Genomic DNA, 19,022 nt, shown 5'->3' on the forward strand with positions numbered 1-19,022 from the left:
TCGTGATCGCCGAGAATCGGAGCCAACCGCGCAAGATGCGACTGTTCTTCCGTCTTTCTTGGACCTGTGATGCCGGCTCTGCTGCAGCGACTCTCCCGCCCCGTCACCGCGCCGATCCGGCGCTGGGTGCTGGAGGCCTTCCCCCGTGGCCAGAGCGGCATCGATTACGACCAGCCGCTGGGTGACCCGGGTTGGTTTGGACCCGACAGCGTGACCTGGCGCCTGCACGCCGAGTTCCCCTCGATGCTGGCCGGTGGCCTGTGCGCGCTGATGCTGCAGACCCTGCATCCGCGCGCGCTGGCCGGGGTCTACGATCACTCCAATTTCCGCCAGGACCTGGTGGGTCGCCTGCGTCGCACCACCGCGTTCGTTGCCGGTACCAGCTATGCGCCCACCGGCGAGGTGGAGGCGCTGGTGGCCAAGGTGCGCCGCATCCATGCACAGATCCGCGGCCAGACCGCACAGGGCGAACCCTACGCCGCCGACGATCCGCAGCTGCTGACCTGGGTGCATGTGACCGAGGCGTTCGGGTTCCTTCAGGGCTTCCGCCGGTACGGACGGGAGGTGCCGGCACACATCGCCGACCGTTACTACGATGAGTACCGCTGCGTGGCCGAGGCACTGGGTGCGGTGGACGTGCCGCGCAGCGAAGCGGAAGTGGCGGCGTACTTCTGTGCGCGGCAGCCGGAGCTGCGCGTCGACGAGCGCTCGCGCGAGGTGCTGGAGGTGCTGTCCGGCGTGCGCCTGCCGGTACCGGTGCCGGGGCTGTCGCGCGAAGTGTTCCTGGGTGCAGGCGCGGCACTGCTGCCGGACTGGGCCGAAGGCATGCTTGAACGCAGTGGCCGTCAGCGCGCGCAGGCCGCCGCGTCGGCGAAGCTGATGCAGGGCATGGCGCCGCTGTTCCGCCGTGCGTTGCCCGATGGCCTGGCCAGCCGCGCCTGTGCGCGCATGGGCGTGCCGGTGTCGGTGCTGCGCGAGTGGCCCAGCGTTCCCCGGTAGGTGCCAACCTTGGTTGGCGCGCGTTGCGCGCGGTGCCGCAGGAGCGCCAACCAAGGTTGGCCTCTACCCGAGCGGATGCCGCAGTAGATCCACGCCATGCGTGGATGGGCCTTACCCCGCCGACTTCAACCCGCGCAACAGCATCTCCAGCGCCGCCGTCGCCTGCCGCAGGCGCACGTCGCCATCCTCGCCCTCGGCGATCCAGAACGCGGCCTCGGCCAGGCTGCCATAGATCAGCGACGCCAGCGCCTGCGCATTCACCGGCGCCACCACGCCCTGGGCAACCAGATGTTCGATCAGGTGCTGCATCGAATGCACGCAGTGGCGCTGCGATTCCGGTGAGGCGCCACCGAGCACCGCGCGCGCGTCGCGCAGCACGATGCGCTGGATCTCCGGTTCCAGCGCCATCTCCAGGTACGCGCGGCAACGCTGCACGAAGCCCTCCCAGGCATCGTCGGCGGCATCACTGATCGCCTGCAGGCGCTGGTCGGTCTCGGCATCGAGCTGGGCGACGACAGCCGCCAGCAGACCCTTCTTGTCGCCGAAGTGGTGGTACAGCGCGCCGCGGGTCAGCCCGGCCTGGGCGGTCAGGTCGTCCATCGAGGTGGCGGCATAGCCATGCTCGCTGAACACCCGGCGGGCGGTGGCCAGGAGGGTGGCGCGGGTTTCTTCCATCTCGGCGCGGGTGCGGCGAACCATTCAGAGCTCCTTACATACATAGTGCATGATTATTTACATACGGCGCGTATGAATGTAGCCTCTTATTCATACGCCCTGTATGTATTGTCATGGCGCCCCGTGCGCCAGGCAAGTCGCTGCCTTGGAGAACCTGATGGCCACCCCCTATCGCGACCTGTTCGCGACCCCCGGCACCGCCGGCCTCGCCCTGGCCGGGCTGCTGGCACGCCTGCCGCTGCCGATGACCGGTATCGGCATCATCACCTTGCTGTCCCAGCTGCGCGGCAGCTATGCACTGGCCGGTGCGGTGTCGGCCACCTTCGTGCTGACCTATGCGTTGCTGTCGCCGCAGGTGTCGCGCTGGGTCGACCGGCGCGGGCAGGGCAGGGTACTGCCATGGGCCACTGCGGCCAGTGCGGCCGGTCTGCTGTTGCTGCTCGCGTGCACGCTGCTGGCCGCGCCGGACTGGACGCTGTTCGTTGCGGCGATGCTGGCCGGCTGCATGCCCAGCGTGTCGGCGATGGTGCGAGCGCGCTGGACCGCGACCCATCGCGGACGACCACAGCTGCAGACCGCGTATTCGCTGGAGAGCGTGTTCGACGAGGTGACCTTCATCGCCGGGCCACCGTTGTCCGTCGGATTGTCGGTGGCGGTATGGCCACAGGCTGGCGTACTGGCGGCCGCCCTGCTGCTGGTGGCCGGCGTCGCCGCACTGGTGCTGCAGCGGGGCACCGAGCCGCCGATACAGCACTACGAAGGTGCAACATCCTCGCACTCGCTGCTGCGGCAACCGGAGATCCGCCTGCTGGCGTTGCTGATGCTGGCGATGGGCGTGATCGTCGGCACCGTCGACATCACCAGCGTGGCATTGGCCGAGCTGCGCGGACAGCCACTAGCTGCCAGCTGGGTGCTGTCGGCCTACGCGCTGGGCAGCTGCTCGGCGGGCCTGCTGTTTGGTGCCCTGAAGCTGCCGATGCCGCTGCCGCGCCTGTTGCTGGCCGGAGCAGCGGCCACCGCATTGACCACGTTGCCGCTGCTGTGGGTCGGCACTCTGCCGGCACTGGCCGCTGCGGTACTGCTGGCCGGGGTGTTCTTCGCGCCGACGATGATCGTGGCGATGTCGCTGGTTGAACAACGCGTGCCCGAAGCACGCCTGACCGAAGGCATGACGTGGCTGCTGGCCGGCCTCAACATCGGCGTGGCGCTGGGCGCGGCGCTGTCTGGACAGAGCGTCGATGCGGCGGGCGTGCGCAGCGGTTTTGTGGTTGCGCTGGCGGCAGGCGGTGGCGTGCTGCTGTTCGCCTTGCTCGTGCAACGTGCGCTGCGCCCGTCTGCCGCGTCCACATCTCCTGAAGGAATCATCCCGTGAGCGCTTCATCGCCTGCGCATGCCGCGTCTGTGCCCCGCCATCCGTGGTGGGCGGTCTCCGCCGTCGGCCTCGCCACGTTCTCGGTGGTCACCACCGAAATGCTGCCGGTCGGCCTGCTGACTCCCATCGCCGGAGATCTCGGCGCGTCCACCGGCACCGCCGGCCTGATGATCTCACTGCCCGCCCTGCTGGCGGCAGTGTTCGCCCCGCTTGCGGTGATCGCAGCCGGTGGCATCGATCGTCGCCGCATCCTGTGTGCGCTGTTGGGCCTGCTGCTGGTCGCCAACCTTGCGTCGGCGCTGGCACCTGGCATCGGCTGGCTGTTGGCCGCGCGTGTGCTGGTGGGGTTCTGCATGGGCGGCATCTGGACCATTGCCGGTGGGCTGGCAGCGCGCCTGGTACCTGCGCAGCGCATCGGTCTGGCCACCTCGATCATCTTCGGAGGCGTGGCCGCAGCTTCGGTGCTCGGCGTTCCGTTGGGCGCGCTGATCGGGGATGCATTGGGCTGGCGCAGCGCGTTCGCGGCGATGACGTTGTTCAGTGCGGCGGTGATGCTGCTGCATCTGCGGGTGGTTCCCGCGTTGCCGGTCAGCACATCGGTGCGGCCGCGACAGTTCGTGCAGCAGCTTGGCCAGCGCAACCTGCGGCGTGGCCTGTGGCTGACCGGGCTGCTGGTGTCCGGGCACTTCATCGCCTTCACGTACGTGCGGCCGCTGCTGACGTCCGTATCGGGCGTGGATGCGTCGTGGATAGGTGCACTGCTGTTTGGGTACGGCCTGGCTGGCATCGCCGGCAACTTCATCGCCGGGCCGCTGGCTGCGCGCCATCCACGGGGCACGCTGCTGGCGATAGCCTCGGGCCTGCTGCTGACGCCTCTGCTGTTCCTGTGGGTGGGAAATGCGCCCTCCGCAGGTATTGCAGTGCTGCTGCTGTGGGGTCTGGCCTATGGCGGTGTATCGGTGGGCCTGATGAGCTGGATGATGAAGGCGGTGCCGCAGGCCGTGGAGATCGCCACCGCGTTGTATGTGGCGGTATTCAACATCGGCATCGCAATGGGTGCGTGGGGTGGTGGCCGCCTGCTGGATGGCGTGGGCCTGCATGCGAATCTGTGGGCTGCGGCGGTGTTGGCTGGGAGTGCCCTGCTGATGGCTGCCATCACCCGCAGGTAGATCCACGCCATGCGTGGATTCCTACCCCGTGCCGACCAAGGTCGGCACCCACCAGAGCGAAGTATGTGCCGACCAAGGTTGGCATCCACCAGAGCGAAGTATGTGCCGACCAAGGTTGGCATCCACCAGAGCGAAGTATGTGCCGACCAAGGTTGGCATCCACCAGAGCGGAGTATGTGCCGACCAAGGCTGGCATCCGCCAGAACTAGGCATGCGCCGACGAAGGTTGGCCGCTACCCGGAAATGAAACGGGCGCCTTGCGGCGCCCGTTCCGGTTACATCACCACACCTTGACCCGCTTGTCCGGGGCCAGGTACAGCTTCTGGCCTTCCTTCACTTCGAACGCCGGGTACCATGCGTCGATGTTGCGCACGGTCAGCGCGCGGAACTGGCCCGGGGCATGCACATCGGTCAGCAGCGAATTGCGCAGCGCCTGCTCGCGGCTCTTGCTGCGCCACGCCTGGGCGAAGCCGAGGAAGAAGCGCTGGTCCGGGCTGAAGCCTTCCAGGGTCTGGCCCGGCTTGCCCTGCAGCGACAGCTGGTAGGCGTCGTAGGCGGTACCCAGGCCAGCCACGTCGGCGATGTTCTCGCCCAGGGTCAGCTTGCCGTTCACGTGCACGCCGGGGAACGGCTCGTAGCTGCTGAACTGCGCGGCCAGCGCATCACCGGCGGCGTTGAACTGCTTCAGGTCCTCGGCGGTCCACCAGTTGTGCAGCTTGCCGGTCTCGTCGAACAGCGCGCCGGCGTTGTCGAAGCCGTGGCTGATCTCGTGGCCGATCACCGCACCGATCGCACCGTAGTTCACCGCGTCATCGGCAGCGCCGTCGAAGAACGGCGGCTGCAGGATCGCGGCCGGGAACACCAGGCGGTTCTCCAGCGGCACGTTCATCGCATTGATGGTCTGCGGCAGCATCGCCCACTCGCTGTGGTCGACCGGCTTGCCCAGCTTGGCGATGTTGCGCTGGTACTCGAACAGCTCGGCGCGCTGTGCATTGCCCAGCGGGTCATCACGGCGGATCTCCAGGCCGGTGTAGTCGCGCCACTTCTCCGGATAGCCCATGCCCACGGTCAGGCCCGTGACCTTGGCCTTGGCATGCGCCTTGGTCTGCGGCGACATCCACGACAGCGCGTCGATGCGCTTGGCAAAAGCGGCGATGATGTTCTTCGCCATCTCGTCCGCACGCTCCTTGGTCCTGGCGTCGAAGTGCTTTTCGACGTAGCGCTTGCCGATCGCTTCGCCGACGGCATGGTTGGCATCGTCCACCGCGCGCTTCCAGCGGTCGCTCTGCTGCGGCGTGCCGCTCAGCGCGGTGCCATGGAAGGCGAAGCGGGCATCGGCGAACTTCTTCGGCAGGTAGGCGGCGGCACGGTCCAGCGCGTGGAACGCCAGGTAGTCCTTCCAGGCGTCCAGCGGCTCGGTGGCGACCAGCCTGGACAGGCCGGCCACGGCCTTGGGCTGCCACACGATGAAGTCCTGCTGGTTGCCCAGCGCCGCCGCATCGAGGAAGGCGTTCCAGTCCAGGCCCGGCGCCTTTGCATTGAAGTCGGCCTGGGTCCAGGGGTTGGCGCCCTTGGTCACGTCGTTGGTTTCTTCCTGGGTGGCATGCGCCTGCGCGATCTTCGTTTCCAGCGCGAGGATGCGCTGCGCCTTGCCGGCCGGGTCGGCGACGCCGGCCAGCTGCAGCATCTGTGCGATGTAGGCCTGGTACTGCTTGCGCAGTTCGGCCATGCGGCCATCGCCCAGGTAGAAATCGCGGTCGGGCATGCCCAGGCCGCCCTGCACCAGGTACGGCGCGGTGCGATCCGGCTGCAGCATGTCCACCGACACCCACAGGCCGAACAGGCGGTCGGTGTAGAAGTTGGTGGCGTTGAGCAGGTCGACGTCGGCGCGCAGGTCGCCGCCGAGTGCGCGGGCCAGCCCGGCCTTGTCGGCGATCGCATCGATGGCCTTCAGCTGCGGCTGCACCGGCGCCAGACCGTGCTGCTCGATGCCGGCTTCGTCCATGTAGGCGGCGTAGTAGTCGCCGATCAGCTTGTCGTCGCCGCTGGCCTGGGTGTTGCCGGCGGCCCCTTCCAGGATGGCGCGGGTGTCGGCCAGGGTCTTCTCGGCAATGACATTGAAGCTGCCGAAGCGCGAGCGGTCGGCCGGAATCTCGGTGTTCTTCACCCAGGTGCCGTTGGCGAAGCCGAAGAAGTCGTCGCCGGCGGCGATGCTGCGGTCCATGCCGCTGGCATCGAAGCCGAAACTGCCCAGCATCGGCTTGGCCGCAGCGGGGGCGGCATCGGCCGGCGCGGTGGCACCGACGGCCGGGTCGGCCGGGCGGTCACAGGCGGCCAGGGACAGGCTGGCAACAATGGCCAGCGCCAGGGTGGGACGGCGCAGCTTGGACATGGACTTCTCTTGCAGCGGAAAACCCCAAGTCTAATCCGCTCCGGCGCCACTGGCCGCCCCCCTGCGGGGCCCGCCCTGTGCAGGATCTGGCTGAACGTGCGGATGCGATCTTCACGCCGTCACCGGGGTGGTGCATGCTGGACCCTCGAGCCCTGCGCGGACACGGGGAGGTGGCCATGCAGGACGGGGTCAGGCGTCAAGAATGGCGTCCGCCGGCCGTTGAGGTCGGGGACGTGGAGGATTCGTTCGCGCATGAAGCCAGCCGACTGCACAAGGAACATCAACCGATGCCCGCGCTGAAACGGGCGTTGGCCCGGCCGCTGCGCGCCATCACCTGGGGCGGTGTGCTGCTGGGCGTACTGCTGGTGACCGGTCTGGCCCTCATGCTGGTCAACGACCACCACCGCCGCCTGGAAGCGGCGCAGCGGCAGAGCCGCGCGCTGGCGGTGGGCAGCGAGCGCCTGCTGGCGCTGGAGCTGCGCAACCTGGAGCGGGCCATGACCGGCATCGCCGCCGACGCCGCGGAACTGTTCCGCAGCGTGCCGGCACAGGCGCCGGCCTTGCTGGATGCCTCCATCGGCGGCGTGCTGGGCCGGCACGCCGAACTGCACAGCATCGTGGTGCTCGACAGCTATGGCCGCGCATTGACGGCCGGCAAGGGCGACCTGCAGTTGCCGTTGTGGACCGATCCGCAACGGCGCGGCTCGGGCAGCGCGCTGTACATCGGCCCGCCGCAGCGTGCCAGCGACGGGGGCTGGGTGGTCCCGCTGGCGCTGCCGATGGCCGATGGGCGCTGGCTGCTGGCACGGCTGCGCTGTGGCGAACTGCAGCGCATCGTCGGCGGCCTGGATGTCGGTCCCAACGGATTGGTCTCGATCAGTGATGCCCAGGGCTACATGCTGGCCCGCGTACCCGATCCGCATGGCACGGTGGGCCGCCGCTATGACCTGCCGCGCCGGGACCTGCTCGGCACGCAGGCAGTGGTCGAGCTGGGCAGCATGCCCGGCGTTGTCGACGGCGTGCCGCGCATCCTCACCATCAGCACGCTCGAACGCAGCCCGCTGGCGGTGCAGGTCGGCCTGGCCGACGAAGATGTACTCGCACCGTGGTGGCCGTACCTGAAGGCGTCGGTGGCGATCGTACTGGCCTACATCGCGGTGTTGCTGGTACTGCTGTACGCCGTGCGCCGCAGCACCCGCAGCCAGCAGGCGATGGCCGAGGAACTGAAGACGGGCCACGCCGAGCTGCGCCTGGCGCACCAGGTCGGGCGTGTCTGCACCTGGTACGTGGATGAGGACGCCGCGCTGCTGCGCTGGTCGCCGCTGGCCCGCGAGATCTTTGGGGTACAGACCGACGCCTTGCCGGTCGCGGATTTCTTCGCGCGCGTGCATCGCGATGATGCCGCGCGCCTGCAGCAGGCCTTTGACCAGGCCTTCGCCGGCAGCGCTGTGCTCGACCAGGTGTTCCGCCTGGTGCTGCCCGGGGGCGAGGTGCGCTGGGTCGGCGCGCGCGGGCAGCGGGTGGAAGTGGCCGACAGCGAGCGGCGCATGATCGGTGCGCTGACCGACCTGAGCGAACGCTATCAGGCGCGCGAGCAGATGAGCGAAGTGGAACGCCGCTTCCGCCTGCTGTTCGACCGCAATCCTGCACCGTTCTGGGTGTTCGACCCGGATACGCTGCGCTTCATCGAGGTCAACGACGCTGCAGTGCGCCAGTATGGCTACAGCCGCGACGAGTTCCTGGCGATGAGCATCCTCGACATCCGCCCGCGCGAAGGCTGGGACGAAGTGCGTGGTGCCATCCAGCGGGCGCAGGTGGGCGATCCCCCCGACGCGACCGTGCGCCTGCACCGGCGCAAGGACGGCAGTGTGTTCGAGGTGCGCGCACACCTGTCCAAGCTCGACTTCGACGGACAGCCCGCGTGCCTGGTGCTGGCCGAGGATGTCAGCGAGCGGCTGGCCTACGAGCGCGACCTGGCCTATCAGGCACGGCACAACCCGGCCACCGGCCTGCTCAATGTGCGCGCCCTGACCGAACAGCTGGACGAGCAGGAGGAGGGCTACACCATCGCCTTCGTGCAGCTGCGCGGGCTGCAGCTGGTGGCCGATACGCTGGGCCGCGAGATCGGCGATGCGGTGCTGCAGTCGATGGCGACCCGGCTCGGGGGCCTGGGCGCACGCTGTGGCACGCTGGCGTTCCAGCCGGCCGAGGATTTCGTCTTCGCCATCGGTGCCGAGCACGATACCCAGCGCGTGCTGGACGACCTGCTGCAGATCGTGTCGGCGCCGATGCGCGGCAAGGACTCGCTGCACCAGTTCGAGCCGCGCATCGGCGTGGCCGTGCACATCGCTGGTGACGGGCACACGGCCGAGCAGGTGATCGGCATGGCCGCGCAGGCCGCGCATGCGGCGCGCGCCGAGGGCAACGTGGTGGTCTGGTTCGATGCGGCCGTGACCACGCGCCTGGCCGACCGCCTGCGCCTGGCCGGGCGCATCCATGCCGCCATCGACAACGAATTCCAGCTGTATTTCCAGCCGATCCGGCATGCCGGCGATGGCAGCCCGGCAGCGCTGGAGGCACTGCTGCGCTGGCCGCAGGCCGATGGCAGCTTCATCCCGCCCAACGAGTTCATCCAGCTGTGCGAGGACACCGGGTTGATCCTGGCACTGGGCCGCTGGGTGATCCGCGCGGCGGCGAAGGCGCAGCGCCGTCTGGTCGAGGCCGGGTGGGGTGAGTTGCCGATCGCGGTCAACGTGTCGGCGGTTCAGTTCTTCAACAGCGACCTGGTGGCCGAATTCACCCGTGCCCAGCAGGATTTCGGCCTGGCCCGTGGCGCGCTGCACGTGGAGCTGACCGAGAGCAGCCTGATGCGCAAGCCGGCACAGGCGATGCAGACCATGCAGCGCCTGCACGAGCAGGGCATCCGCGTGTCGCTGGATGATTTCGGCACCGGCTATTCCAGCATGTCCTACCTGCAGCACCTGCCGCTGGACATCCTGAAGATCGACCGCAGCTTCGTCGCCGACGTGGAAACCAATCCACGCAATGCCTCGATCTGCCGCGCGCTGCTGTCGCTGGGCCACAGCATGGGCCTGACCATCATCGCTGAAGGCGTGGAGACGCCGGGGCAGCTGGACTGGCTGGCTGCGCATGGCTGTGACCAGGTGCAGGGCTACCTGTTGGGGCGGCCGGCGCCGCTGGAACAGATCATCGACGCGCTGGATGAGGTTCCCGCCTGATCGGGTTTCGTATGTGCCGGCCAGCGGCCGGCACTACCCGATCGAAGCACGACGGGGCTTCGTATGTGCCGGCCAGCGGCCGGCACTACCCGACCGAAGCATGACGGGGTTTCGTATGTGCCGGCCAGCGGCCGGCACTACCCGACCGAAGCATGACGGGGTTTCGTATGTGCCGGCCGGCGGCCGGCACTACCCGACCGAAACATGACGGTAGTGCCGGCCGCTGGCCGGCATTCGCCCAGGACCGGGATGTGTCTGATTGCCGGCCAGCGGCCGGCACTACCGGCAAGCGCCAGACTCGGCTACACCCCGGTGTCCACCAGATGGTCGATGAAACTGCGCACCTTCGGTGCCAGATGGCTGCGGCTGGTATAGACCGCGAAGATGCCGATCGGCGAGGCCTCCCATTCCGGCAGTACGCGCACCAGGCGGCCATCGGCCAGCGCGTCTTCCAGCAGGAAGTCGGGCTGCAGGATGACGCCCATGCCGGCGATCGCCGCTTCACGCAGCACGTCGCCGTTGTTGGCGTGCAGCAGGCTGTTCACCGCTACTTTCACTTCGCCGCCCGGCCCCTGCAGCGGCCAGTGGTCACCGGCGGCCCAGTAGCTGTAGCCCAGGCACGCGTGCGCCTGCAGGTCCTGCGGGGTCTGCGGGGCGCCGCGTGCGGCCAGGTAGGCCGGCGCGGCGCACAGGCTCACCCGCGATTCGCCCAGGCGGCGGGCGATCAGGGTGGGGCCCGGCTCGCGGGTGATGCGGATGGCCACGTCGTAGCCTTCCTCGACCATGTCCACCAGGCGGTCGGACAGGGCCAGGTCCAGTTCCACCTGCGGAAAGCGTTCGCGGTAACTGGCCAGCAGTGGACCGAGGCGGGCGATGCCCCAACTGACCGGTGCATTGATGCGCAGCATGCCGGAGGGCTCCAGCGCCTGCGCGCCGATGCTGGCCTCCAGCGCGTCGAACTCGGCCAGCAGGCGCACGCATTGGGCGTAGTAGGCGGCGCCGGTGCTGGTGGGGCTGACCCGCCGCGTGGTGCGATGGAGCAGGCGGGTGGACAGGCGCTTTTCCAGTGCGGCGACCTGGCGGGTAACGCCGGCGGTGGACATGTCCAGGGCCTGGGCGGCGGCGCTGAAGCCGTTGCGCTCGACCACCACCACGAACACGCGCATCGCCTCAAGGGTGTCCATTGTTGCGCCTTCTGAAATAAATACGGTCAATCGATCGTATTTATCGGTGCGTGAAGGCGCAATAACCTGAGCCCACTCCCTTCAAGGTGCTTTCCGATGCACGCCACGACCGCTCCTGTTTCGCCGCTGGCCCCGTATGGCGCCACCCTGCTGCGCCTGGCACTGGGCGTGCTGTTCCTGGTCCATGCGCTGACCAAGCTGCTGGTATTCACCCCGGCCGGCACGGCAGCATTCTTCGAGTCGCTGGGCCTGCCCGGCGTGCTCGGCTACCTCACCCTCGGCGTCGAGCTGGTGATCACTGTCGCGCTCCTACTGGGCATCTATGCGCGCTGGGTGGGCCTGGTCGGCGTGCCGCTGCTGCTGGGCACCATCGTCACCGTGCACGGCGCCAACGGCTTCGGTTTCGCCAATGCCGGCGGCGGCTGGGAATACCCGGCGTTCTGGGCGCTGGCGCTGGTGGTGCTGTTCCTGGTCGGCGATGGCAAGTGGACCCTGCGTTCGCGCTGATCGCCGCCTGATCCTGCAACTGGAGAATTCCATGTCCCGCCTGCCTTCGCTGTACATCTCCCATGGTTCGCCGATGACCGCCCTGCATCCGGGCCAGGTCGGTGTGCGCCTGGCCGAGCTGGCGCGCGACCTGCCGCCGCCGCGCGCCATCGTGACGGCCTCGGCGCACTGGCTGGGCCGGCAGCCGCTGGTCGGCGCACATCCGCAGCCGCCGACGATCCACGACTTTGGTGGCTTCCCGCGCGCGCTGTTCGAACTGCAATACCCGGCGCCGGGTGATCCGGCACTGGCCGAAGAAGTGGCCGGTCGCATCGCCGCCGCAGGCCTGCCAGTGGCCATCGACCCGCAGCGTGGCCTCGACCACGGCGCGTGGGTACCGCTGCGGCTGTTGCGCCCGCAGGCCGACATCCCGGTGGTGCCGGTGTCGATCCAGCCGCTGCTCGGCCCCGAGCATCAGTTTGCGCTGGGCCGCGCGCTGGCACCACTGCGCGAACAAGGCGTGCTGCTGGTCGGCTCGGGCAGCATCACCCACAACCTGCACGACTGGGGCGACTACCAGGACGGCAAGGAAGCGCCATACGTGCGGCCCTTCATCGAGTGGGTGGAGCAGCGGCTGGCCGCTGATGACCGCCAGGCGCTGTTCGATTACCGCCGGCAGGCCCCGTTCGCCGAGCGTGCGCACCCGACCGACGAGCACCTGCTGCCGTTGTTCTTCGCGATGGGAGCGGCCGGTGAGGGCGGTTTCGGCGCACGCCGCATCGACGCCGGCATCGATGCCGGCTTCCTGGCCATGGATCTGTACCGGTTCGACGGGGCATGAGCCGGGGCTGACGCGCGGCGGCCCCGGCCGTCGCGGTCAGGGCCGCATGTGGTAGTTTTTTCCGGGTTTCCGGCGCTGGCCCTCGTGCCTCCCCACGCGCCGCTTCCTGGAAGAAGCATGCATACCATTGAAGTCGTCCTGGCGATGCTGGTGGCCGTTGTCGCCAGCGGCTACCTGGTTCGCGTCCTCCCGTTCTCGCTGCCGTTGCCGCTGGTGCAGATCGGCCTGGGCGCGGTGATCGCCGGCGTGTTCAACCGCGGCCATGCGCTGGAGCCGGAAGTGTTCTTCCTGCTGTTCCTGCCGCCGCTGCTGTTCCTGGACGGCTGGCGCATTCCCAAGCAGGGCCTGTTCCGCGACAAGGGCGCGATCCTCGAACTGGCGTTCGGCCTGGTGGTGTTCACCGTGATCGGCGCCGGCCTGCTGATCCACTGGATGATTCCGGTGATGCCGCTGGCAGTGTGCTTCGCGCTGGCGGCCATCGTCTCGCCGACCGACCCGGTGGCGGTCGGGGCGATCGCCTCCAAGGCACCGATCCCGAAGCGCCTGATGCACATCCTGGAAGGCGAGTCGCTGCTCAACGATGCGTCCGGCCTGGTCTGCTTCCGTTTCGCGGTGGCCGCGGTGATGACCGGCTCCTTCTCGCTGGCCACGGCCTCGCTGACCTTCCTGTGGGTGGCGGTGGCCGGCCTTGCCGTGGGCGTGGCGGTCACCCTCGGCGTGTCCACCTTCCAGCGCTGGTTGTGGCGCCGCTTCGGCGAAGAGCCGGGTGCGGCGATGCTGGTCAACCTGCTGATTCCGTTCGCGGCCTACCTGCTCGCCGAAGAAATCCATGCCTCGGGCATCCTCGCTGCGGTCGCCGCCGGTATCGCGATGAGCTACGTCGAGCTGACCGGCCGTGTCTCCGGCAGCATGCGCGTGCAGCGCGCGGGCGTCTGGAACATGCTGCAGTTCAGCTTCAACGGTATCATGTTCGTGTTGCTGGGCGAGCAGCTGCCGGGCATCGTCGAGCGCGCCACCACCACCATGAACGAGTCCGGCCACCAGAGTGCATGGTGGCTGCTGGTATACGTGGTGGTGATCAACCTGGCGCTGATCCTGCTGCGCCTGCTGTGGGTATGGCTGTCGCTGCGCTGGAACCTGCTGCGCGCGCGCCGCCGTGGCCTGGAGCGGGGCGAGGCGCCGAACTGGCGCATCGTGGTGGCGACCTCGGTGGCCGGCGTGCGCGGTGCGATCACCCTGGCCGGTGTGTTGACCCTGCCGCTGTTCCTGCCCGATGGCAGCGCGTTCCCGGCGCGCGACCTGGTGATCTTCCTGGCCGCGGCGGTGATCCTGTTCTCGCTGGTCGGCGCCAGCGTGGCGCTGCCGCAGCTGCTGAAGGGCCTGCAGCTGCCAGCCGATTCGGGCGAGCGCAAGGAAGAGGACCTGGCACGCAAGCTGTCCTCCAAGGCCGCGCTGGCCGGGGTCGAACGCATGCGCCAGCAGCTGGTGATGAACCAGAACACCGAGAACGTGCAGCTGTACAACGATGCTGCCTCGCGGGTGAGCCTGCTGTACCAGCGGCACCTGGAGAAAGACAACGACGGCCCCGACGTGGACCCGGAGAAGGTGCGGCGCATGGAGCTGGGTTACCGCCAGCTGCGCAGCGCGGGCCTGAATGCCGAGCGCGAGGAACTGTTCCGGTTGACCCGGCGCGGGGTGATCTCCGATGAGATCTCGCGGCGCCTGATCCGCAACCTGGACCTGCTGGAATCGCGCAAGCGCGAATGACGCCTGGGCCGGGCGTTGCTGACGCTGACGCGGATTCCGCCCTGCCATGTAGAGCCGAGCCCGTGCTCGGCTGCGCTTGCTTCAGGCGTCGTGAACCCGGAACGAAAAGCAGCCGAGCACGGGCTCGGCTCTACATGCCGGTGCCGGTTATTCCGGCTTCTGGTCCAGGAAATACACCTCGACCTTGCCCTTGACCTTGATGGTCATCGGATTGCCGCGGCGGTCGCGGGCCTTGCCGGCCTGCACGCGGATCCAGCCTTCGCTGACCGAGTATTCCTCGACGTTGTCGCGCTCGACGTCGTTGAAACGCACGCCAACGCCGCGCTCCAGCGCCTGCGCATCATGGAAGGGGCTGGCCGGATTGATCGCCAGGTGGTCGGGAGGGGTATCGCTCATCGCTTCATTCACAGTGACGGCCACCAAGGCCGGCTTCAGCGGCACAGGATAAACCGTAGAATGCGGGCCTGCCCCAGAGGACGTTCCGCCATGCCCGACAACAGCGACTATTTCGACTTCGAGGAAGACATCCACGACTTCGACGAAGATGGCTTCGAGGCACGGGTCTGGAACCTGCTGGTGCTGATCAACCCGGGCGACGAGGAACTGGCCCTGCAGCAGTTCAACCGCTGGCGCGAACACCTGGCCGAGGACGGGCAGCCGCTGGAAGCGGACAGCGACTGGCTGCCGGCGCTGTTCACCGCCATCGCCTGGCAGTCCGGTTTCGATGTGGAGCGCGATGACCTGGAATCGCTGCAGTCGGCGGTGAACGAGCTGTCGGCGCGCTTCAACCTGCAACTGGACTGGGGCGGCGACCTGGACGACGAGGACTTCGCCGAGGGCCTGGACGGCGTGCAGCTGATGTCCACCGCCTTCGACCGCCTGCGCGAGCACAACTACACGCTGTGGAGCGTGGATGCCGGCAGCGACGGCTTCACCGGCGTGATGGCGCTGACCCGCGACGACGACGCGATGCTGGCGCTGTGCTCGCTGCTGAACGTGGAAATCCGGCTGGGCAGCGACCCGTTCTGAGCGATGGGCCGATCCGCCGGGCACGACCCGGCGGGGACGATCTGCTGGGCGCGGCCTACGGCCGGTACTGCGCCCTGGCGTTGGCAATCACCGCTTTGACCAGGTCACGGTCGGTGTGCCGGGAAATCGCCCGCGCACCGAGCGCTATTGCCTGTGCGCGCAGCTCGGCAGTGACGTCGTAGTGCGCACCGCTGGCCTTGTTCTGGAAGGCCCGCGGGGGAATGCCGAGCTGCGCCGCCATCGCGTGCAGCTCGGCCAGGGTGTCGGCCATCAGGTGCGCCCAGCGCTGTCCGCGCCAGGGATGCACCGCGTCATCGACGTAGACCGTCACCGCCGCGGCCGGTTCAGGCCTGCGGCTTGCTGTCGCTGTCAGCGGCCGGGGCGGCCTCGGCAGCGGCTTCTTCGGCCGCGTCGCCTTCGACGGCTTCGCCTTCTTCGCCTTCAGCGGCGTCGACGCCTTCGAACTCGGCAACCAGCTTGTCCAGGTATTCGTCAGCGGTCTGCTCGGATTCGGCAGCCAGGGTGTCCAGCAGCTTCTGCAGCAGTTCCGAGTACTCCAGGTTGACCTTGCGGCCTTCCTTTTCCTGCACGTTGGCCAGGTGCTTGAGCATGGCCAGCATCGGCACCGGGTTTTCGGCGTTGCCCATGGTCTGGCCGCCGATGGCCAGCAGCCACTCACGGCCCTGCAGGCCGATGGCCGCTACCACCTGACCGTCTTCGTTGGTCAGCACGGCATGGTTCTGCACCTGCTGCTGGGCATTCAGGCGGAGGAACGGGCGCTTGGCCTGCTGCTTCTTGCGCTTGTCGCGCTTGGCCTTGGAGTTCTGGGACATGGGGTGGGGTCACCTGGAAACGGAAAGACCGCCATTGTACCGGCCGCACGCAGGCGGGGTCAGATCCCTTTCCATGGGAAAGGGATCTGACCCCGGTTCAATGTGCCACGGGCGCGGCCTCACCTTGCGCGGCCTGCACGTCCGGGTCGGCGGTCGGCGCCGACAGTCCCACCTGCGGGCCGGCACCGGCCAGGGCGGCCGCTTCGGCGGCCTGGGTCATCACCACGATGCTGATGCGGCGGTTGATCGGGTTCTGCGGGTCGGCCTTGTCGAACAGCACCGACGAAGACAGGCCGACCACGCGGGTGATCTTGCTGTCCTCCAGGCCACCGTCCACCAGCGCACGCCGTGCGGCGTTGGCACGATCGGCGCTCAGCTCCCAGTTGCCGTAGCCGCGCGCGGCCGAATAGGCGGTGATGTCGGTGTGGCCGGTCAGGCTGATCCGGTTCGGCACATGGTTCAGGTAGTTGGCCAGCTCGTGCAGGATCTGTTGCGTGTACGGCTTCAGCGTAGCGCTGCCGAGGTCGAACATCGGCCGGTTCTGCTTGTCCACGATCTGGATGCGCAGGCCTTCCGGGGTCAGGTCCAGCAGCAGCTGGTCCTTGAACGGCTCCAGTGCCTGGCTCCTGCTGATCGCTTCCTGCAGTTCCTTCATCAGCGCTTCCAGCTGCTGCTTGTCGCGCTGCTGCTGGTCCACCGGCTGCGGCACCGCTTCCTTCTGGTTCTGGAAGGGATCGTTGCTGCTGCCGCGCGAGATGTCGGTGGCACCACCCAGCTTGATCATCGAGGTGCTTGCGCCGCCCGGGCCGGCCATGCCGGGCGCCGGCGTGGCGTTCTGCCCGCTCAGCGGGCTGGGGTTGCGGAAGTACTCGGAAATGGCCGCACGGTCGTTCTTGTTGGTGGTGGCCATCAGCCACAGCACCAGGAAGAACGCCATCATCGCGGTCACGAAGTCAGCATAGGCCACCTTCCACGAACCGCCATGATGGGCGGCGTGGCCGGCCTTCTTGACCCGGCGGACGATGACAGTGGGCTTGGTCTCGGCCATGGTTTACTTGACCGTCTTCAGGTGCTGCTCGAAATCGGAGAAGGCCGGGCGCACGTTCGACGGCAGCGTCTTGCGGGCGAATTCCAGCGCGATCTTCGGGTTGTAGCCGCGCAGGCAGGCCAGCAGGGCGGTCTTGACCGATTCGTAGATGCGGCTGTCCTGCTCGGCGCGTGCCTCCATTGCTGCCGCCATCGGGCCGACGAAGCCGTAGCCCAGCAGGATGCCCAGGAAGGTACCGACCAGCGCGCCGGCCACGTGGCCACCGACCTCGACGATGTCACCGCCGATCGAGCCCATGGTGATGACGATGCCGAGCACCGCCGCGACGATGCCGAAACCGGGCAGTCCGTCGGCGACCTTGGTCAGCACCTGCGACGGCGCCATGGCCTCGGCGTGGTGCTTCTCCAGTTCCAGCTCCAGCAGCGGCTCCAGCTCATGCGGCTCGATGTTGCTGCCGATCATCAGGCGCAGGCAGTCGGTGATGAAGTCGATCAGGTGGTGGTCGGCCTGCACCTTGGGGTAGTTGGCGAACAGGGCGCTCTCGGCCGGCCGCTCGACATGGTCTTCCAGGGCCATGAAGCCTTCGCGGCGGGCCTTGTTGAGCAGTTCATAGAGCAGGCTGAGGACATCGATGTAGTCCTGCTGCTTGTAGCGCGGGCCCTTGAACACGCCGACCATGGCCTGCAGGGTCTGCTTGACCGTCTTGGCCGGGGTGCCGACCAGGAACGCACCCAGTGCGGCACCGCCGATGATGACCAGCTCGTAGGGCTGCCAGAGGGCACCCAGGCGGCCGTGGGCACCGAGGTAGCCCCCGATCACGCTGATGATGACGACCAGGAATCCAACGATGATGAGCATGGGGCGACGCAAGGAGAGGGGATATCTCCTTGTCGGCCCGTCACCCGGTTTTCTGAAGAGGGAATTCTGTGAAATCGGTCAGCGGGGTGTTTCAGCCCGCCACACCGCTTTCCGCGCCGCCACGCTGCAACGGGTCGGGCCAGGGCTCGCCATTGCCGGTGAACGAAAGTGAGACGGAGTTCAGGCAGTGGCGCTCGTAGGTGGGCGGCGGACCATCCGGGAACACGTGGCCGAGGTGGCTGCCGCAGCGCGCGCAGGTGATCTCGGTGCGCACCATGCCATGGCTGGTATCGCGGATCTCGCGCACGTGCGCCGGGTCGAACGGGGCGAAGAAGCTGGGCCAGCCGGTGCCGGAATCGAACTTGGTGCTGGAGCGGAACAGCGGCAGCGCGCACAGCCGGCAGCAGTAGACGCCCTCGCGCTTGTTGTCCAGGAACACGCCGCAGAACGGCGCTTCGGTACCGTGCTGCAGCAGCACGCGGCGCTCTTCGCTGCTGAGGCCGGCGATCAGCGCCTCGGTCTGGGTGGCAGTGGGGGGCGTCAGGTCGAAGGCAGTCATGCCGGCTCTCCGTGGGGTCGATGGCCTGGGGATGCCGGAAAACGTGGGGGTGCCGGCGCGCGCTTGCAAGTGTGACGGCCGTTCATGGGCGGCACACAGGCGCAGGCGCAAGGTAAATGCGATCCACGCCGGAGCGTGCCATGAAACCGACCCTTCCCCTGCTGCTGATGGCCCTGTTGCCCACGTTGGCGCTGGCCCAGGTGCCTGCTGCCGACCCGACGGTCACCCGCAGCGCGACCACCGTGGCTCCGGCGCCGGTGGTACCGCCGCCGCAGGCCGCACGCCCGCAGCCGCAGGTGCTGCCGTCGCCGCAGCCGGCGCAGCCGATCAGGTCCACGGGTCCTGCCCGGATTGCGCCCACCCCGGCGCCGAGGCCGGCCGACAAGGTCTATGACCGCAATGGCCGCATCGTGCCTGGCGTGCGCCCGGCTGGCCCGAACCGGGTGTTCGATTCGCGTACCGGCCGCTATTACGACAGCGTGCCGGCCGGCGATGGGCAGCAGATCAAGCGCTGACCTCGGATGCCAAGCAAGGGTGGCAGCTTCCACACACTGCACGGCCTGAACGCACG

18 protein-coding genes are annotated in these 19,022 nt (G+C 68.2%); 9 read left to right on the forward strand and 9 right to left on the reverse strand.

Features of this window, described 5'->3' with window-relative positions; translation table 11 throughout:
* The first annotated feature begins 69 nt into the window (after positions 1–69).
* A complete protein-coding gene (locus QP609_RS02340; RefSeq protein WP_197621159.1) occupies positions 70–999 on the forward strand; it encodes an oxygenase MpaB family protein in 930 nt (309 codons plus the stop codon).
* A gap of 111 nt (positions 1,000–1,110) precedes the next feature.
* On the opposite strand, the gene QP609_RS02345 is transcribed toward QP609_RS02340, so the two are convergent.
* Entirely contained in the window at positions 1,111–1,698 is a 588-nt protein-coding gene (locus QP609_RS02345) for a TetR family transcriptional regulator (protein WP_014645786.1), read from the reverse strand.
* 133 nt (positions 1,699–1,831) lie between these two features.
* Here QP609_RS02345 and QP609_RS02350 point away from each other — a divergent pair, with 133 nt between their 5' ends.
* A complete protein-coding gene (locus QP609_RS02350; protein ID WP_197621160.1) occupies positions 1,832–3,046 on the forward strand; it encodes an MFS transporter in 1,215 nt (404 codons plus the stop codon).
* A complete protein-coding gene (locus QP609_RS02355; RefSeq protein ID WP_289213856.1) occupies positions 3,043–4,215 on the forward strand; it encodes an MFS transporter in 1,173 nt (390 codons plus the stop codon). The genes QP609_RS02350 and QP609_RS02355 overlap by 4 nt, the downstream gene beginning before the upstream one ends.
* Before the next feature lie 280 nt (positions 4,216–4,495).
* Here the strand turns inward: QP609_RS02355 and QP609_RS02360 are convergent, their stop codons facing one another.
* On the reverse strand, positions 4,496–6,607 hold the full coding sequence (locus QP609_RS02360; protein WP_032959257.1) for a M13 family metallopeptidase: 2,112 nt from the start codon (positions 6,605–6,607) through the stop codon (positions 4,496–4,498).
* Positions 6,608–6,783: 176 nt separating this feature from the next.
* Here QP609_RS02360 and QP609_RS02365 point away from each other — a divergent pair, with 176 nt between their 5' ends.
* On the forward strand, positions 6,784–9,846 hold the full coding sequence (locus QP609_RS02365) for an EAL domain-containing protein (protein ID WP_046428611.1): 3,063 nt from the start codon (positions 6,784–6,786) through the stop codon (positions 9,844–9,846).
* Positions 9,847–10,148: 302 nt separating this feature from the next.
* Here QP609_RS02365 and QP609_RS02370 read toward each other — a convergent pair whose 3' ends face one another.
* A complete protein-coding gene (locus QP609_RS02370; RefSeq protein ID WP_197621162.1) occupies positions 10,149–11,030 on the reverse strand; it encodes a LysR family transcriptional regulator in 882 nt (293 codons plus the stop codon).
* A gap of 96 nt (positions 11,031–11,126) precedes the next feature.
* On the opposite strand from QP609_RS02370, the gene QP609_RS02375 reads away from it, so the two are divergent.
* The 3 genes from QP609_RS02375 (at position 11,127) to QP609_RS02385 (ending at position 14,124) form a co-directional block, all read left to right on the forward strand.
* A complete protein-coding gene (locus QP609_RS02375; RefSeq protein WP_046428617.1) occupies positions 11,127–11,537 on the forward strand; it encodes a DoxX family protein in 411 nt (136 codons plus the stop codon).
* Between the two features lie 31 nt (positions 11,538–11,568).
* Positions 11,569–12,357 (forward strand): class III extradiol ring-cleavage dioxygenase, encoded by a 789-nt coding sequence (locus QP609_RS02380; RefSeq protein ID WP_197621163.1) that lies wholly within the window; start codon positions 11,569–11,571, stop codon positions 12,355–12,357.
* Between the two features lie 117 nt (positions 12,358–12,474).
* Positions 12,475–14,124, forward strand: a complete 1,650-nt coding sequence (locus QP609_RS02385; protein WP_046428622.1) for a Na+/H+ antiporter — start codon at positions 12,475–12,477, stop codon at positions 14,122–14,124.
* A 147-nt stretch (positions 14,125–14,271) separates the two neighbouring features.
* On the opposite strand, the gene QP609_RS02390 is transcribed toward QP609_RS02385, so the two are convergent.
* Positions 14,272–14,520, reverse strand: coding sequence for a DUF3297 family protein (locus QP609_RS02390; RefSeq protein WP_005415112.1), 249 nt, complete (start codon positions 14,518–14,520; stop codon positions 14,272–14,274).
* Positions 14,521–14,610: 90 nt separating this feature from the next.
* On the opposite strand from QP609_RS02390, the gene QP609_RS02395 reads away from it, so the two are divergent.
* The gene (locus tag QP609_RS02395) at positions 14,611–15,153 is read left to right on the forward strand and encodes a hypothetical protein (protein WP_014645796.1); all 543 of its coding nucleotides are present in this window, start codon (positions 14,611–14,613) and stop codon (positions 15,151–15,153) included.
* A 55-nt stretch (positions 15,154–15,208) separates the two neighbouring features.
* On the opposite strand, the gene QP609_RS02400 is transcribed toward QP609_RS02395, so the two are convergent.
* The 5 genes from QP609_RS02400 to msrB form a co-directional block, all read right to left on the reverse strand.
* Positions 15,209–15,484, reverse strand: a complete 276-nt coding sequence (locus tag QP609_RS02400; RefSeq protein ID WP_032959248.1) for a DUF4031 domain-containing protein — start codon at positions 15,482–15,484, stop codon at positions 15,209–15,211.
* A gap of 13 nt (positions 15,485–15,497) precedes the next feature.
* Positions 15,498–15,986, reverse strand: coding sequence for a hypothetical protein (locus QP609_RS02405; protein ID WP_049408290.1), 489 nt, complete (start codon positions 15,984–15,986; stop codon positions 15,498–15,500).
* Between the two features lie 97 nt (positions 15,987–16,083).
* Positions 16,084–17,034, reverse strand: a complete 951-nt coding sequence (gene motB, locus QP609_RS02410) for a flagellar motor protein MotB (RefSeq protein ID WP_014645798.1) — start codon at positions 17,032–17,034, stop codon at positions 16,084–16,086.
* Positions 17,035–17,037: 3 nt separating this feature from the next.
* A complete protein-coding gene (motA, locus tag QP609_RS02415) occupies positions 17,038–17,892 on the reverse strand; it encodes a flagellar motor stator protein MotA (protein WP_014645799.1) in 855 nt (284 codons plus the stop codon).
* 91 nt (positions 17,893–17,983) lie between these two features.
* Positions 17,984–18,451 carry a peptide-methionine (R)-S-oxide reductase MsrB gene (gene msrB / locus QP609_RS02420; RefSeq protein WP_005415117.1) on the reverse strand — a complete coding sequence of 156 codons (468 nt, stop codon included), beginning with the start codon at positions 18,449–18,451 and terminating at the stop codon, positions 17,984–17,986.
* Between the two features lie 140 nt (positions 18,452–18,591).
* Here msrB and QP609_RS02425 point away from each other — a divergent pair, with 140 nt between their 5' ends.
* Positions 18,592–18,966, forward strand: coding sequence for a hypothetical protein (locus QP609_RS02425; RefSeq protein ID WP_014645801.1), 375 nt, complete (start codon positions 18,592–18,594; stop codon positions 18,964–18,966).
* Positions 18,967–19,022: the final 56 nt, after the last annotated feature.

Source organism: Stenotrophomonas sp. 8(2023) (assembly GCF_030345295.1).
GTDB lineage: Bacteria > Pseudomonadota > Gammaproteobacteria > Xanthomonadales > Xanthomonadaceae > Stenotrophomonas > Stenotrophomonas muris.

Bases quoted from the DNA above. Each gene is read 5' to 3' on its own strand.
- QP609_RS02360 (WP_032959257.1), bottom strand. From the start codon at position 6,607: ATGTCCAAGCTGCGCCGTCCCACCCTGGCGCTGGCCATTGTTGCCAGC.
- QP609_RS02390 (WP_005415112.1), bottom strand. From the start codon at position 14,520: ATGAGCGATACCCCTCCCGACCACCTGGCGATCAATCCGGCCAGCCCC.
- motA (WP_014645799.1), bottom strand. From the start codon at position 17,892: ATGCTCATCATCGTTGGATTCCTGGTCGTCATCATCAGCGTGATCGGG.
- QP609_RS02395 (WP_014645796.1), top strand. From the start codon at position 14,611: ATGCCCGACAACAGCGACTATTTCGACTTCGAGGAAGACATCCACGAC.
- QP609_RS02425 (WP_014645801.1), top strand. From the start codon at position 18,592: ATGAAACCGACCCTTCCCCTGCTGCTGATGGCCCTGTTGCCCACGTTG.
- QP609_RS02345 (WP_014645786.1), bottom strand. From the start codon at position 1,698: ATGGTTCGCCGCACCCGCGCCGAGATGGAAGAAACCCGCGCCACCCTC.
- msrB (WP_005415117.1), bottom strand. From the start codon at position 18,451: ATGACTGCCTTCGACCTGACGCCCCCCACTGCCACCCAGACCGAGGCG.
- QP609_RS02385 (WP_046428622.1), top strand. From the start codon at position 12,475: ATGCATACCATTGAAGTCGTCCTGGCGATGCTGGTGGCCGTTGTCGCC.
- QP609_RS02380 (WP_197621163.1), top strand. From the start codon at position 11,569: ATGTCCCGCCTGCCTTCGCTGTACATCTCCCATGGTTCGCCGATGACC.
- QP609_RS02375 (WP_046428617.1), top strand. From the start codon at position 11,127: ATGCACGCCACGACCGCTCCTGTTTCGCCGCTGGCCCCGTATGGCGCC.
- QP609_RS02405 (WP_049408290.1), bottom strand. From the start codon at position 15,986: ATGTCCCAGAACTCCAAGGCCAAGCGCGACAAGCGCAAGAAGCAGCAG.
- QP609_RS02350 (WP_197621160.1), top strand. From the start codon at position 1,832: ATGGCCACCCCCTATCGCGACCTGTTCGCGACCCCCGGCACCGCCGGC.
- QP609_RS02365 (WP_046428611.1), top strand. From the start codon at position 6,784: ATGCAGGACGGGGTCAGGCGTCAAGAATGGCGTCCGCCGGCCGTTGAG.
- QP609_RS02340 (WP_197621159.1), top strand. From the start codon at position 70: ATGCCGGCTCTGCTGCAGCGACTCTCCCGCCCCGTCACCGCGCCGATC.
- QP609_RS02370 (WP_197621162.1), bottom strand. From the start codon at position 11,030: ATGGACACCCTTGAGGCGATGCGCGTGTTCGTGGTGGTGGTCGAGCGC.
- motB (WP_014645798.1), bottom strand. From the start codon at position 17,034: ATGGCCGAGACCAAGCCCACTGTCATCGTCCGCCGGGTCAAGAAGGCC.